The 14,367-nt window shown below is 56.3% G+C and carries 12 protein-coding genes and 1 tRNA gene; 6 read left to right on the top strand and 7 right to left on the bottom strand.

Annotated features, from left to right (window positions below):
* Positions 1-944 precede the first annotated feature (944 nt).
* The 3 genes from ACQY5R_RS15680 to rplM all read right to left on the bottom strand — a co-directional run bounded on the left by ACQY5R_RS15680 (position 945) and on the right by rplM (position 1,903).
* Positions 945-1,018: transfer RNA gene (locus ACQY5R_RS15680), tRNA-Gln, on the bottom strand.
* A gap of 40 nt (positions 1,019-1,058) precedes the next feature.
* Positions 1,059-1,451: a 30S ribosomal protein S9 gene (gene rpsI / locus ACQY5R_RS15675; protein ID WP_428610014.1), complete on the bottom strand. Its 393-nt coding sequence runs from the start codon at positions 1,449-1,451 to the stop codon at positions 1,059-1,061.
* Positions 1,452-1,474: 23 nt separating this feature from the next.
* On the bottom strand, positions 1,475-1,903 hold the full coding sequence (gene rplM, locus ACQY5R_RS15670; RefSeq protein WP_428610012.1) for a 50S ribosomal protein L13: 429 nt from the start codon (positions 1,901-1,903) through the stop codon (positions 1,475-1,477).
* A gap of 381 nt (positions 1,904-2,284) precedes the next feature.
* Here rplM and ACQY5R_RS15665 point away from each other — a divergent pair, with 381 nt between their 5' ends.
* The 3 genes from ACQY5R_RS15665 to nspC all read left to right on the top strand — a co-directional run bounded on the left by ACQY5R_RS15665 (position 2,285) and on the right by nspC (position 6,053).
* Complete coding sequence (locus tag ACQY5R_RS15665; protein WP_428610010.1) at positions 2,285-3,472, top strand: (Fe-S)-binding protein; 1,188 nt, start codon at positions 2,285-2,287, stop codon at positions 3,470-3,472.
* A gap of 217 nt (positions 3,473-3,689) precedes the next feature.
* Complete coding sequence (locus tag ACQY5R_RS15660; RefSeq protein ID WP_428610008.1) at positions 3,690-4,904, top strand: saccharopine dehydrogenase family protein; 1,215 nt, start codon at positions 3,690-3,692, stop codon at positions 4,902-4,904.
* Positions 4,905-4,922: 18 nt separating this feature from the next.
* Entirely contained in the window at positions 4,923-6,053 is a 1,131-nt protein-coding gene (gene nspC / locus ACQY5R_RS15655) for a carboxynorspermidine decarboxylase (protein ID WP_428610006.1), read from the top strand.
* 99 nt (positions 6,054-6,152) lie between these two features.
* Here the strand turns inward: nspC and ACQY5R_RS15650 are convergent, their stop codons facing one another.
* Positions 6,153-6,569, bottom strand: coding sequence for an OsmC family protein (locus ACQY5R_RS15650; RefSeq protein WP_428610004.1), 417 nt, complete (start codon positions 6,567-6,569; stop codon positions 6,153-6,155).
* A 117-nt stretch (positions 6,570-6,686) separates the two neighbouring features.
* Between ACQY5R_RS15650 and crp the strand changes: the two genes are divergently transcribed.
* Positions 6,687-7,340 carry a cAMP-activated global transcriptional regulator CRP gene (gene crp, locus ACQY5R_RS15645; protein ID WP_428610002.1) on the top strand — a complete coding sequence of 218 codons (654 nt, stop codon included), beginning with the start codon at positions 6,687-6,689 and terminating at the stop codon, positions 7,338-7,340.
* A 77-nt stretch (positions 7,341-7,417) separates the two neighbouring features.
* Here the strand turns inward: crp and ACQY5R_RS15640 are convergent, their stop codons facing one another.
* From ACQY5R_RS15640 to ACQY5R_RS15630, 3 genes are all read right to left on the bottom strand, one after another.
* The gene (locus ACQY5R_RS15640) at positions 7,418-8,392 is read right to left on the bottom strand and encodes a hypothetical protein (protein WP_428610001.1); all 975 of its coding nucleotides are present in this window, start codon (positions 8,390-8,392) and stop codon (positions 7,418-7,420) included.
* 70 nt (positions 8,393-8,462) lie between these two features.
* Entirely contained in the window at positions 8,463-8,915 is a 453-nt protein-coding gene (locus ACQY5R_RS15635) for an NfeD family protein (protein WP_428609999.1), read from the bottom strand.
* Positions 8,915-9,838, bottom strand: a complete 924-nt coding sequence (locus tag ACQY5R_RS15630) for an SPFH domain-containing protein (protein WP_428609997.1) — start codon at positions 9,836-9,838, stop codon at positions 8,915-8,917. The genes ACQY5R_RS15635 and ACQY5R_RS15630 overlap by 1 nt, the downstream gene beginning before the upstream one ends.
* Before the next feature lie 255 nt (positions 9,839-10,093).
* On the opposite strand from ACQY5R_RS15630, the gene ACQY5R_RS15625 reads away from it, so the two are divergent.
* Together ACQY5R_RS15625 and ACQY5R_RS15620 are read left to right on the top strand one after the other, a co-directional pair.
* Positions 10,094-11,149, top strand: coding sequence for an efflux RND transporter periplasmic adaptor subunit (locus ACQY5R_RS15625; protein ID WP_428609996.1), 1,056 nt, complete (start codon positions 10,094-10,096; stop codon positions 11,147-11,149).
* Positions 11,146-14,364 carry an efflux RND transporter permease subunit gene (locus ACQY5R_RS15620; RefSeq protein ID WP_428609994.1) on the top strand — a complete coding sequence of 1,073 codons (3,219 nt, stop codon included), beginning with the start codon at positions 11,146-11,148 and terminating at the stop codon, positions 14,362-14,364. The genes ACQY5R_RS15625 and ACQY5R_RS15620 overlap by 4 nt, the downstream gene beginning before the upstream one ends.
* Positions 14,365-14,367: the final 3 nt, after the last annotated feature.

Below are 14,367 nucleotides of genomic sequence, written 5' to 3'. Positions count from 1 at the left end.
TCATTATAGATTCCCGCTAAAAGTAAATTTACGAAAAATGCTGTGCAGGGGAGATACTAGTACTCCATACAGGGGTTTGCAACACTTTTTTATAAAAAAACCACAGTTTCTTCATTTGTTGCAAATTCACAACAAATCATTCAACACCCGTCTATATAAAAGGAAATAAATACAGCTCTGACATTAAGTTAGGGAAAAGACCCGACAAATCAGATTCACTTATAGCATTAAGCGTAATTCGGAGACACATACTCAAAAGCTACTTTAATGGACACAGCCTACAAAAAAGACTCTATTCAAGCCTGCTTTATAAAGCACATACTCTATTACTAGCCCGTAGCGGCAAGATCTGAAGAGAAACGCCCGCATTTTAAGAGTGGATGCTATAAATGAGCTCCTAAGTTAAGCAAGGAGCGTCCGAGAAGGGTTTACCCCCCCTCGCACCCATTGGTTAATAACCGCAAACAAATCTCGCCGTAGCGGGTTATTTCTATTTGGCTGGAGATGGAGGATTATTCGGCCTATGACCTCACCCTTCGGGCTCGTCGCTTTGCTCCTCGTGGCGCTCCGCGCCGAACCTAGGTGGGTGAGACTAGACCGATCATCCAGTGGACGATCGCAGCCAGTCGAACGACCGGGCAAGGATGCCCGGGCTGGAGCCGAAAAAAAAGCGCCGCTGTTCACCAGGGATGGCATGCACTTACTTCGTGCCCTCCACCCAGAAGTCTTTTTCCTCTTCAACGAAAAAACCCGCCGGAGCGGGTTAATTCTATGTGGCTGGGGATGGAGGATTACTCGGGCTTCCTGCCCTCGGCCCTACGGGCTGTCTCGCTGCGCTCGACATGCGCGATTGCTCCCGACAATCGCGGCGAACCTGCTGGAGCTTCTCACCCTCCTACCCCAGCACAGCAAAAAGCCCGCACAAGGCGGGCTAGTTGCTGTGTTGGCTGGGGATGGAGGATTCGAACCTCCACTGACGGAGTCAGAGTCCGTAGTCCTGCCGTTAGACGAATCCCCAAATGCTTGGAGCCACCAACAACGACAGCTCCATGGCATTTTTAACGTTTGGAGTACTGCGGACGCTTGCGCGCTTTGTGCAGGCCAACCTTCTTGCGCTCAACCTCGCGTGCGTCACGAGTCAGGAAGCCGGCACGACGCATGGGGCTGTGCAGACCCTCATCGTATTCGGAGAGTGCACGTGCGATACCGTGACGAATGGCACCAGCCTGACCGGTGGTACCGCCACCTTTAACTGTGACTTTGACGTCAACGTTTTTCAGCAGATCAGCCACTTCCAACGGCTGACGAACCACCATACGAGCCGTCTCGCGACCGAAGTACTCGTCTAATGGGCGTCCGTTGACGACTATGTTGCCGCTGCCGGCACTCAGGAAGACGCGCGCTGCAGAGCTTTTACGACGTCCGGTTGCATAATTCTGGGTTTGGGCCATGTTTCTGTTCCGTTATGTGGATTTTAGATATCCAACGCCTGGGGCTGCTGTGCCTGATGCGCATGCTCGGGGCCGGCAAAGACCTTGAGCTTCTTGAACATCGCACGACCCAGTGGATTTTTGGGCAGCATGCCCTTGACTGCGGTCTCGATCACACGCTCCGGCGCCTTGTCCAACAATTTTTCCAGATTGATGGATTTCAGGTTACCAATATAACCGGTGTGGTGATGATACATCTTATCTTTCATCTTATTGCCGGTGACACGGATCTTTTCGGCATTGACTACAACAATGTAGTCACCGGTATCCACGTGCGGCGTATATTCGGGTTTATGCTTTCCGCGCAAACGACGAGCTATCTCGGTTGAGAGACGCCCAAGGGTCTTATCTGTGGCGTCGACCACGAACCAATCGCGGCGCACTTCTGCGGGTTTTGCACTTACGGTCGTCATCTGACTTGCTCCAGCGGAGTAACAATACTAGCGCTTCAAAAAAGAGCGCGAATATTACCGGACCCAGCGCAGGCTGGCAAGGCCCAGTTAAACTATTTTAGACAAAAAAAGAGGCGTAGCAGGGGAGGCTACGCCTTATAATAATATAAACCACCAAAGGAGGATGGATGGAGTACTTAAAAATGCGCATTGCATTTAAAGTATTAATATCTTCTAATATAATAATTTAAATGTCAACCCCCCCCAGCACCGCTCGATTGCTTATAAATTGACATCACCGCCCCCTGCTACGACACTCTGCAGCTAATACCACCGCCACCACCAAATAAGCCCACTCCATCTTTAAGCCAGATTGAAGACAGCGCCAATCATTCAAATTCCGTGAACCAAAACGAAAAACTACTTAAAGAGGCCGATCGCTGTGTCAAATGTGGCATTTGCCTGCCCCACTGCCCTACCTATACCCTAACTAGAGAAGAAGGCGACTCGCCCCGGGGGCGGATTTCACTAATCCAGGGAATTGCCAGCGGCGCACTCAAAGGTGAGCAGGGCAAACAACACCTGGACCGCTGCCTCGGCTGCCTGGCCTGTCAGTCAGCCTGTCCATCGGCCGTAAACTATAGTCAGCTGATCGACGGGATACGCCTGAAGCAGCGCAAACCGCCATTACAGCGCATCGTCCGGCAACTCATCACGCACGCCCCTTACCGACGCTGGAGCCGGATAGCTTTGTGGCTCTACCGTTTTTCTGGACTCCGGCCACTGCTCCGCCTACTAGGCAGTCACCGCTTGCGGCGACTGGACGCCCTGCTGCCCGTCCCCCCTAGAGTGGGAAACTGGAAGCACCTCTACCAACCCGCCGCCACCCAGCAGGGGCGTGTCGGGTTATTTACCGGGTGCGCCGGGAGGCTGATTGACCGCAGCGCGCTGGATGCCGCCATTGCGGTGCTCACGCGTCTCGGTTATGCGGTGGTCATCCCTAAAAATCAGGGTTGCTGTGGAGCCATGCACCAGCATTCAGGCGAACCCCATAAAGCTGAAGCGATGACACTGGGTAATCAACAGGCATTCGCCGAGCAAAACCTGGAAGCGATTATCTATCTGGCCAGCGGCTGCGGCGCGCAACTGATGCAACACCCCCTGGCGGCACCGCTATTTGAGATCAGCCAATTTCTCAACCGTTGCGACTGGCCTGATTCGGCAAAACTCTCTCCACTTGACTACGCTGTCAGTCTGCATACCCCTTGTACCCTGCGGCACCAGATAAAAGCAGCCGACGAACCGGCCGAGCTGTTACGCCGGATTCCGGGAATTCGACTCACCCTGCTCGACCAAATCCAATGTTGTGGCGCGGCAGGCAGCTATTTGCAGGAGCAGCCGGATATGGCTGATGCGCTGGCCAATCGAGCCATGCAACAGGTACGGGAACAGTCTCCACGGATCCTGGCAACCAGCAACAGCGGATGCGCCCTCCAATTTGCCAGCAGTATCCGCCAGGCGGGGCTGCCCATCCGGTCCATGCACCCTATCGAGCTGATCAACGAAAGTCTGAATGGTGGAAAACAGTGATCGATAGGCGTCGCGGTTTCAGCTCACATGTCTGATGACTGTACTCTGTTCAACTGCTATTATTGCGCCCCTCTGGCGTCCCGTGAACCAGCCACCCGATAGTCGGTCCCGACTATCCAGTCGGAACCGATATGAAATGTCATACTTGGACACTAAACTGTGACAGAAGGCGCCCTGCGTTTGGTTTTCTCCCTTTAACTCAAGGAACGCATATACGATGAGTACTGTATTGATTATCGGAGCTGGCGGCGTAGGTCGGGTTGTCACGCACAAATGCGCCCAGATCCCCGACGTATTCAGCGAAATTCACCTGGCCAGTCGCACCCAATCCAAGTGTGATCAAATTGCCGCTGAGGTAGCGGAAAAGACTGGCACAACTATTCATACCGCACAAGTTGACGCCGACAATGTACCCGAACTGGTAACCCTGATTAAGCAGGTCGATCCAGCGATGGTCATCAATGTCGCACTGCCATACCAGGATCTGACCATCATGGATGCCTGCCTGGAGACCGGCGTGCATTACCTGGACACAGCCAATTACGAACCGCTGGATGAGGCCAAGTTTGAATATAAATGGCAGTGGGCCTATCGGGAGCGCTTTGAGCAGGCTGGCCTGATGGCTTTGCTCGGCTCCGGTTTTGACCCCGGTGTCACCAACGTCTTCTGCGCCCATATGCAGAAACACCACTTCGATCAGATCGATACCGTGGACATCCTGGATTGTAACGGCGGCGACCACGGCTACGCCTTCGCTACCAATTTCAACCCCGAGATCAACATCCGCGAAGTGACCGCCAATGGACGCTATTTCGAAAATGGTGTCTGGGTGGAGACCCGACCCATGGAGATCCACCACACGTTCAATTTTGAGCAGGTAGGTCCGAAAAAGATGTACCTGCTGTATCACGAAGAGATGGAGTCGCTCTCCAAGAACATCCAAGGCATCAAGCGCATGCGCTTCTGGATGACCTTTGGCGACGCTTATCTGAAACACTTGGAGGTGTTCAGAAATATCGGCCTGGACTCGATTGAACCGATCATGTTCGAAGGCCGCGAAATAGTCCCAATTCAGTTTCTCAAGGCACTATTGCCCGATCCCGCTTCCCTCGGGCCACGCACCGTCGGCAAGACCAACATCGGGTGTATCGTCAAAGGCAGCAAGGATGGCCAACCGGTCTCCCGCTACGTCTACAACATCTGCGATCATCAGGAGTGTTACCGGGAAACCAATGCACAGGGCGTCTCCTACACCACTGGTGTACCGGCCATGATCGGCGCCATGATGATGCTGACCGGAAAATGGATGAAACCCGGCGTCTGGAACATGGAGGAGTTCGATCCCGACCCCTTTATGGACGCACTCAATCAGCATGGCTTACCCTGGACCGATATCGAAACGGACATCGATGTCGACGCCCTTCCCGAGTAAAGCACGGCCAGCCATACCATGACTCTGGATATCTCCCGAATTCCAACCCCCTGCTATGTACTGGAAGAGGTTAAGCTGCGCGCCAATCTGGCTGTGATGGAAAGGGTGCAGCGCGAATCGGGCGGCAAGATCATCCTGGCGCTGAAAGGCTACGCCATGTGGAGCACCTTTCCGATTATTCGGGAGGTACTGCACGGCTGCACCGCCAGTTCATTGAATGAGGCACGACTCGCCGCGGAAGAGTTTGGCAAGGAGGTGCACGTCTACGCGCCCGCCTACACCGATTCCGAGTTCCCGGAAATTTTGCGGCTGGCACATCACATCACCTTCAACTCCTTTAGCCAATGGGAACGATTTGGCCCACGGGCGCTTGCTGCCGGGGTCTCATGCGCCATTCGGGTCAATCCACAGGTCGCGGAGGTGGACGTTGATATGTACAACCCCTGCGGCAGCACTTCACGGCTGGGTGTCGTCCCGGAAGAGTTCCATCCAGAGGCACTGGACGGCATCGAAGGACTCCACTTTCACGCCCTGTGCGAGTGCGGTGCAGACAGCCTGGAGCGGACCCTGAAAGCTTTCGAAGAGCGGTTCGGCAACTGGATTCCACAGATGAAGTGGATCAACTTCGGCGGGGGACATCTAATGACCCGCAAAGATTACGATGTGGAACTACTGATCCGTCTGGTGCGCGATTTTCGTGAGCGCTACGACGTCGAAGTCTACCTGGAGCCCGGCGGGGCAGTCGGCTGGCAGACCGGCCCCCTGGTTGCCTCGGTATTGGATATCGTGCGCAACAACATGGATATCGCCATACTCGACACCTCGGCCGCCGCCCATATGCCGGACGTACTGGAGATGCCCTATCGTCCTGCCGTCCGCGGTGCCGGAGAGCCGGGAACGGCACCCTACACCTATCGACTGGGAGGGAACACCTGCCTGGCGGGTGATGTCATCGGAGACTACGCCTTTGCGCAGCCTCTGCAGGTAGGGGACAAGATCGTACTGGAAGACATGATCCACTACACCTTCGTTAAAAACACCACATTCAATGGCGTCAACTTGCCCTCCCTGGCCATCTGGACCTCAGACGACAGACTAAGAATGGTCCGCACCTTTGGCTATCAGGAGTTTAAGAACCGGCTTTCCTGATGCGTACAAACCAATCTGCCCCTGATAAATTGGAACCGCGTTGCACAGTCCCGAGCATTACCAGGTCCTTCCATATATAGCGCATCTAACGCGAGCCGATCAGAGCGTCACCAGCTCAAAATCGTGACTTATTTCCGCCATCTGTCCCAGCATAATGGAGGCAGAACAGTACTTCTCCGCACTCAATTTAACCGCCCGCTCTACCGCCTTTTCGGTAAGGCCGGGGCCAGCAAGTTTGAAGTGGACATGGATTTTGGTAAACACCTTGGGTTCGGTCTCGGCACGCTCGGCTTCCAGCTCCACCTCGCACAGCGTGACAGTGTGCCGGCCCTTGCGAAGAATATGCACGACATCGAACTGCGTGCAGCCGCCCAAACCCAGAAGCAACATCTCCATCGGTCTGGCACCCAGGTTTCTGCCACCAAAATCGGGGGGGCCATCCATCACAATGGCATGCCCACTCCCGGTTTCACCTACCATAAGGGTCTGTTCAACCCATTTTACCCGTGCTTTCATCACATACTCGCAAGTTAATAAAGGTTTGCAGCCTAGCATAGATCGACAATCGGGAGGAGCTCACCTAGAATCCTATGTGGAACGTTTCATTCCCAGCCCTTAACCAGAAGGTCGCACATGAGCATTATCAAGCCACCAGAACAGGAACCCGCCTTCCTCAAGCCGTTTCTGTCGTTCTGCCACAGACGCCGCTACCCAGCGAAAACGGATATTATCCATCCGGGCGATCGGGCTGATATTCTCTATTATATAGTCGATGGCTCAGTCACCATATTGATCGAGGATGAAGACGGAAAGGAGATTATCCTCACCTACCTCAACAAAGGTGATTTCATCGGAGAGATGGGCCTTTTCATTTCCCAGTCCAACCGGAGCGTTCTGGTTCGTACCCGCTCCGACTGCATGCTGGCCGAAATCAGCTATGCACGCCTGGAACAGCTATTCGACGGTGAACTACGGGCTCACGCCAAGGATATCCTCTACGCCCTGGGTGGTCAGCTGACCCAGCGACTGATCCACACCAGCCGCAAGGTCGGTCACCTGGCATTTCTGGATGTGACCGGACGGGTTGCCGGCACGCTGTTGGAGTTGTGTAAACAGCCGGATGCCATGACGCATCCTGACGGCATGCAAATCCGCATCACACGTCAGGAGATAGGTCGAATAGTGGGTTGTTCACGAGAAATGGCGGGGCGGGTACTGAAGAATCTGGAAGAGCAGGGACTCGTCTACGTGAAAGGCAAAACCATTGTGGTATTCGGGACGCGCTGACCAGTAGCCTGCCGCTCCCCGCGATACCAAGCCCTGCCGAACAGGGCCGTCTTGCGCACAACCCTTCACCGCCACGACTATTTTATTACTGCTTCTTCCCGCTTTAGGTCATCCGAGGTTCCAAATTGCTTATCGGGACCGGCTGAGATCACCCGATAACGTCCCGCATCCGGCTCAAACCGCAACGCGGTACCCCAACCATCCTGCATGGATTTCTCATCAATACCCAGATCCTTTTGCAAGCGGTCGAGGGTTACCTGAGCGGGGTTGAATCCGGATCCGTATTGGATCATCCACACCTTGACGTTGTGTTTGAGCTGTTCCAGTCGGCGATTGGTCTCCACCCGCTGCGGATTGACCGGTGCTGCCGGGGCCGAGGCGACCACTGGCGGAGGAGCCGAATCCGGCAACATCGGTAGCAGAAACCATACTGCCGCCGCGACGACAACCGCCAATAATACAGCCACCAAAATCAGTCGCTTACGCCTGTCCTGGCTCGCCTGTTCGGCAGATTCGGCAACCGTGCTACGCTCGTAAAAGGTACCGACATTTTCTGAATCATCGTCCGGCTTATAGGCAGCGCGATCGGCCATCGGTATCGGGTCCGGCATCGAGGTATCCAGCACGATCTCCTCGTCTTCCTGCTCGGCCGCCTCAGGCTGGACAGTTGCCAGGGGGCGCGTCTGGTCGTCCTCCGCCGTCAATTCAGGCAGGTCCAGCGACAACGCCTCATCCGGTGCTGTCGACGGCTCCGTAACGGCGTCTGCCTGCTCCGCTTTTGTCGTGTCGACCACGTCACCGGCATTGTCCGGCTCAAAACCCACCGGCTCGATAGAACAGTCTGCCCCACGCGCCCGGATCTTTTTCAACAGGCGCTCAGCCTTGGCCTTGTCCAGCGTTCGGTTAATCCTGAACCGGTATCCCTGAATCAGATGGCCGGCCTGATCCAAGGGGATTTTGAGCAACTGAGCAAGCGCCTGCTGCACTTCAGGGTGCTTATGACCCTTGAGCAGTTTTCCCGTGAATACCAGTCGATACTTGGAAATTGCCATTATTCTGATTTTTGTCGATACCGATTGAGAGGACAGGCTAAGGCTAGCATAGGCAAACAAGGGGATTCCACTATACCCCGCCAACCGCCTTCACCTGCAACACCACACCATCTACCCCTACCACCTTGACCCGGGTCCCGGCAGGGCAATCATCACCGTGAATTTTCCAGGTGCTGTCATCCACCTTAATCTTGCCCTGTCCGTTAAGAATCGGTTCACTGAGGGTGAATATCCGGTCGATATACTGCTCTCCGCGGCGGTTTAGCCTTGGCTGATCGCTCTGGGTGGGGTGCCTTACCAGATAAAGTCGCCACGCCACGATGGCGCCTACGCTGAACAGCGCAAAGATCAGTATCTGTATCTCCCAGCCCAATCCCGGCAGTACCAGCATGGCCAAGCCCACAATGCCGGCGGAGACCGCCATCCAGATAAAGAACACCCCTGGGGAGAACACCTCCAGTACCACCAGAACAATCCCCAATACCCACCAGTGCCAATAGGTGGCAGATTCAAGTAGCTCCATCACGCTTCACCCTGGGACATTTTACCGGAGGCTTCCCGTGCAATCTCGGCGATTCCCGCCACCGAGCCAATTAAGCTGGAAGCCTCTAGCGGCATCATAATCAGTTTCTGGTTGGGGGCGGAGGCAATCTCCTTCAGCGCCTCGGTGTATTTCTGCGCAACAAAATAGTTGATGGCATTAACATCACCCTTCGCAATCGCCTGGGAAACCATCATGGTCGCCTTGGCTTCCGCTTCCGCCAACCTTTCCCGCGCCTCGGCCTCCCGGAATGCCGCTTCCCGCTCACCTTCCGCCTCCAGAATAGCGGCCTGCTTTTCGCCCTCTGCCTTGAGGATAGCTGATTGACGATGGCCTTCCGCTTCCAGGATCTGCGCCCGTTTTTCCCGCTCCGCCTTCATCTGCCTGGCCATAGAATCCACCAAGTCTCGAGGCGGCGAGATATCCTTGATCTCGATGCGGGTCACTTTGATACCCCAGGGGGTCGTGGCGTCATCCACCACCTCAAGCAGTTTCGCATTGATCTGATCACGCATGGAGAGCAGCTCATCCAGATCCATGGAGCCCATCACGGTACGGATATTGGTCATGGTGAGATTGAGGATAGCGTAAGTCAGTTGACTCACTTCATAAGCGGCTTTAGCGGCATCCAGCACCTGGTAGAAGACCACCCCATCCACCGTCACCATGGCATTGTCCTTGGTGATCACCTCCTGGGAAGGTACGTCCAGCACTTGCTCCATCATATTCAGCTTGGCACCGATGCTGTCCACCAACGGCACGATCAGATTCAGGCCGGGGCGCAACGTCTTGGTATAGCGGCCAAACCGTTCCACCGTATATTCCATTCCCTGCGGTACCCGCTTGGCGCCCAACACCACAATTACCACCGCCAGTACCAGTACCGCGACTGCAAAGAGTTCCATTGCGTTTCTCCATTGTTTAATTCCCCGCCGAGTATACCCCCGCGCCATGCCAGAGAGTATGGATATCGTCGACACTATGGCGATCCCACTGATAAAACGGCTGACGAATCCCTATCCCGAAGCGGCCAGTCGCGGTAGGATAAAAGCAGACCGGGCGAATAGCATAAGCCGTTAAAAGCCACCCACTTACCTGCTTTTTTGGCGCCATCCATTCAGCCTGCGGACTGCTGACCATAACAAGGAGAACGGCCACAGATGCGACGTCTCACACTCAGCCTGCTACTGTTCATTATCCTCCCTCTGGCTCCAGCCATCGCCAGCGAACCGTTGGCTACCGGCAGCGTTGAATCGACCACGGTCCCGCATGAGTACCGCTTGGATGGAGTGGTTGAGGCGATCAATCAATCCACTATTTCAGCCCAGACCAGCGGCCAAGTGGTGGAGATCCTGGTAGATGTGGATGACTTTGTCGAGCAAGGCGCCGTCATCATCCGGCTCAAGGATACCGAGCAGCGCGCCCGCCTGGAGCAGGCCGAAGCAGAGCTAAAGGCGGCCAACGCCGTTATGCAAGAGGCCAGCCGGGAGTACGAAAGAACCCGGGAGATCTTTCAGCGCAAACTGGTGGCGCAATCGGCCATGGATAAGGCAACGGCAAACCTGAAGGCATCCCGGGCCCGCCAGGACGCCGCCGCCGCGGCCCTGAACCAGGCCCGAGAACAGCTTGAATATACCCGTATCCGCGCACCCTATGCCGGCATCGTCACCGAGCGGCTGATCGAAACAGGCGAGACCGCCTCTCCGGGACAGCGGCTGATCAGCGGCATCTCCCTGGACCAACTCCGGGTCTCCGTCGATGTCCCCCAGAGCCTGATTCCGGCCATTCGCAAGCAGACCACAGCCCGTGTGCTCCTTCCGGACGCCGAAATCATTGAAGCCAGTGACGTCACCATCTTCCCCTTTGCCGACCCCAGCAGCGGCACCTTCAAGGTGAGATTGCAGCTTCCCAAAGGTGTGTCGGGACTGTTTCCCGGCATGCTGGTAAAGACCCGCTTTGAGATCGGCAAAATGCAACAACTCCTGGTCCCTATGGACAGCGTGGTCTACCGCAGCGAAGTGACGGCCGTCTATGTCGTGGGCGATAATCAGCAACTCTCGCTACGCCATATCCAGACCGGACACAAACGCAACGGCACCCAGATATCTGTACTCTCCGGCCTGGAAGCCGGTGAACGGGTAGCCCTTGATCCGGTCGAGGCGGGGCGTCGTCTGAAACTGCAATCGGCACCCGCCAGCCAAGGGAACCACCCATGAGTAGACTCGGACTCTCGGGCCGTATCGCCGAGCGCTTCCTCTCCACCGAGATTACGCCACTACTGGCCCTGGTCGGACTGCTGCTGGGCCTGTTCGCCATTCTGGTCACACCACGGGAAGAGGAGCCGCAGATCAACGTCACCTTTGCCAACGTCTTCATCCCGTTTCCCGGTGCCAGCGCAACCGAAATTGAAAACCTGGTGGCCACGCCGGCCGAGCAGGTACTCTCAGAAATCGAAGAGATCAAGCACATCTATTCGACCGCCCGTCCCGGTATGGCCGTACTCACCCTGCAGTATCGGGTAGGGGTCGAGCGCACCGACGCCATTGTGCGCCTCTACAACAAGGTTTTTTCCAACCAGGATTGGCTGCCACCCAACCTGGAAGTGGGGCAACCGATCATCAAACCAAAAGGGATAGACGATGTACCCATCGTGACCCTGACGCTGAGATCGGACAACCCTCGTACCGGCGCCTACGAACTGGGACAAGTCGCCCACGCCATCGAAGCGGAACTGAAACGTGTCCCCGGTACCCGGGACATCTACACGATCGGTGCACCTACCCGGATAGTCAGTGTGCACCTCGACCCGGATGCGTTGGCCGGCTACCACATCGACCTTAACCAGCTTCGCCAGAGTTTGCAGTCGGGCAACAGCGTCCGGGATGACCTCACGGTTACCCGCGACAACCGGGAGATCCTGGTACAAGCCGGGAGCTTCCTCACCAACAGTGAAGAGATCGGTGATCTGGTGGTGGCGAGTCACGCCGGTAAACCGGTGTTTCTGCGTGACGTGGCACAGATCCGGCCGGGACCGGATCAGCCGGATCAATATGTCTGGCTGGGGACCGGACGCGGCGCAGCCGAAACGCAGCTTCACATGGCGGAGACGACCCCGGCCGTCACTATTGCTATCGCCAAGAAACCCGGCACCAACGCTGTGGATATCGCCAACGCGGTAATCCAGCGTTTCAATCAGTTACAGGGCACTTTCATCCCCGACGATGTCAAGGCCACCGTCACGCGCAATTACGGCGAAACCGCCGATACCAAGGCGAAGAAATTGATCAGCAAGCTGATCTTCGCCACCGTCTCGGTGGTGATACTGGTGCTGTTTGCCCTCGGTTGGCGCGAATCCCTGATCGTCGGCGCGGCCGTGGTGGTAACCCTGGCTATCACCCTGTTTGCCTCCTGGGCCTGGGGGTTCACCCTCAACCGGGTCTCCCTGTTCGCCCTGATCTTTTCCATCGGTATCCTGGTGGATGATGCCATCGTGGTGGTGGAGAATATCCATCGGCATCTGGCAATGGGGGGGCGCAATCTGCTGCAAGCCATACCGGCCGCCGTCGACGAGGTAGGGGGCCCCACCATCCTGGCGACCTTCACGGTCATCGCCGCACTGCTACCGATGGCTTTCGTCACCGGGTTGATGGGACCTTACATGAGCCCCATCCCGATCAATGCCAGCCTGGGTATGCTGATCTCCCTGGCGGTGGCCTTTATCTTTACCCCCTGGCTCACCAACAAGGCACTTGGCCACATGGCCCATCAGAGCCACGAACACCGTGCTGGCGACTCGACCAACCCCACGATGCGGCGCCTCTTCAACCGCATCATGCCCCCGTTCCTCGCCGGACGCCGGGGCAGAACCATGCGTTGGCTACTGCTGTTGTCGGTGTTGATCCTGATTGTCGGCTCGTTCGCCTTGGTGGCCAACCAGTCGGTGGTATTGAAGATGCTGCCGTTCGACAACAAGTCGGAGTTTCAGGTGATGCTGGATATGCCGGAGGGAACCAGCCTGGAGCGCACCGCCCAGGTACTGGATAGCATGGGCCAATATCTCGGCCAGGTCGCCGAAGTGACCGATTATCAAGTCTATGCCGGCACCTCTGCGCCGATCAGCTTTAATGGTCTGGTCCGGCAATACTATCTGCGCAAGGGGGCCCATCTGGGGGATATTCAGGTCAATCTGGTGGACAAGAAACAACGTGAACGCAAGAGCCATGACGTAGCCTTGGCCGTGCGGGAACCACTGCAAGCGATCGCCCGCCGCTTCGACGGTAACGCCAAGATCGTGGAACTGCCCCCCGGACCGCCGGTTCAGGCGCCATTGGTGGCGGAAGTCTATGGCATCGACTACGACGGCCAGATCCGCCAGGCCAAAGCGCTACGCGAGCTGTTCCAGCGCACACCCGATATTATCGACGTCGATGACTCAGTGGAGTATCCGTCCGAAAAGATCATTCTGCAGGTCGACCGGGCCAAGGCGACCCGGCTCGGCATTGCCCAGTCGGAGATCACCCGTACCCTCGGCATGCTGCTGACCGGCGAAGATGTCAGTTACCTGCATGGAGAAAATCTCAAGTATGCGGTGCCGATCCGGGTGGAGTACCACCCTGGGGACAAGACGGACCTGACTCAGTTGCTCACCCTGCCTATCCGCAGTCACAGCGGAAACTGGATTCCCCTGTCGGAGATTGTTTCCCCACTGGAAAGCCGTCGCGCCCACGCCATTTACCATAAAGACCTGCTGCCGGTGGTCTATGTGACCGGCGATATGGCCGGTAAAACCGACAGCCCCCTCTACGGCCTGTTCGCCATCTCGGAACAGTTGAAAACCGATAACGGTTTGGAGCAGTGGTTTCTCAGCCAACCGGAGAATCCGTATGAGTACAGCCTGAAATGGGACGGCGAATGGCAAGTCACCTATGAAACCTTCCGTGACATGGGCATCGCTTACTCGGTGGGTCTGCTGCTGATCTACTTGCTGGTGGTGGCCCAGTTCCGTTCCTATCTGGTGCCCCTGGTGATCATGGCACCGATCCCGCTGACCCTGATCGGTATCTTACCGGGTCACGCCCTGTTGGATCGCCAGTTTACCGCGACATCGATGATTGGCATGATCGCCCTGGCCGGTATCATCGTACGCAATTCCATCTTGCTGGTGGACTTCATCAATCAACAGGTACGGGAAGGGATGCCGCTGGCGGAAGCGGTGGTACTGTCAGCGGTGGTGCGGGCCAAGCCGATCATCCTGACTGCCCTGGCGGCGATGGCCGGCGCCTTCTTCATCCTGGACGACCCAATCTTTAGTGGATTGGCTGTCTCCCTGATCTTTGGCCTGCTGGTCTCCACCCTGCTCACTCTGGTGGTGATCCCGGTGGTCTATTACGCCGCCATGCAGAACCGGATTGAACAGATCACCAGCCGCTAAGAT

Source organism: Sedimenticola sp. (assembly GCF_050289425.1).
GTDB lineage: Bacteria > Pseudomonadota > Gammaproteobacteria > Chromatiales > Chromatiaceae > Sedimenticola.
Note: the sequence above shows the minus strand (reverse complement) of the source record. Positions and strands in the feature narration are given on the sequence as shown.

What these genes read in the sequence shown, in the direction of transcription:
- rpsI (WP_428610014.1), bottom strand. Translation starts at nt 1,451, where the DNA reads ATGGCCCAAACCCAGAATTATGCAACCGGACGTCGTAAAAGCTCTGCA.
- rplM (WP_428610012.1), bottom strand. Translation starts at nt 1,903, where the DNA reads ATGACGACCGTAAGTGCAAAACCCGCAGAAGTGCGCCGCGATTGGTTC.
- ACQY5R_RS15660 (WP_428610008.1), top strand. Translation starts at nt 3,690, where the DNA reads ATGAGTACTGTATTGATTATCGGAGCTGGCGGCGTAGGTCGGGTTGTC.
- nspC (WP_428610006.1), top strand. Translation starts at nt 4,923, where the DNA reads ATGACTCTGGATATCTCCCGAATTCCAACCCCCTGCTATGTACTGGAA.
- ACQY5R_RS15650 (WP_428610004.1), bottom strand. Translation starts at nt 6,569, where the DNA reads ATGAAAGCACGGGTAAAATGGGTTGAACAGACCCTTATGGTAGGTGAA.
- crp (WP_428610002.1), top strand. Translation starts at nt 6,687, where the DNA reads ATGAGCATTATCAAGCCACCAGAACAGGAACCCGCCTTCCTCAAGCCG.
- ACQY5R_RS15640 (WP_428610001.1), bottom strand. Translation starts at nt 8,392, where the DNA reads ATGGCAATTTCCAAGTATCGACTGGTATTCACGGGAAAACTGCTCAAG.
- ACQY5R_RS15635 (WP_428609999.1), bottom strand. Translation starts at nt 8,915, where the DNA reads ATGGAGCTACTTGAATCTGCCACCTATTGGCACTGGTGGGTATTGGGG.
- ACQY5R_RS15630 (WP_428609997.1), bottom strand. Translation starts at nt 9,838, where the DNA reads ATGGAACTCTTTGCAGTCGCGGTACTGGTACTGGCGGTGGTAATTGTG.
- ACQY5R_RS15625 (WP_428609996.1), top strand. Translation starts at nt 10,094, where the DNA reads ATGCGACGTCTCACACTCAGCCTGCTACTGTTCATTATCCTCCCTCTG.
- ACQY5R_RS15620 (WP_428609994.1), top strand. Translation starts at nt 11,146, where the DNA reads ATGAGTAGACTCGGACTCTCGGGCCGTATCGCCGAGCGCTTCCTCTCC.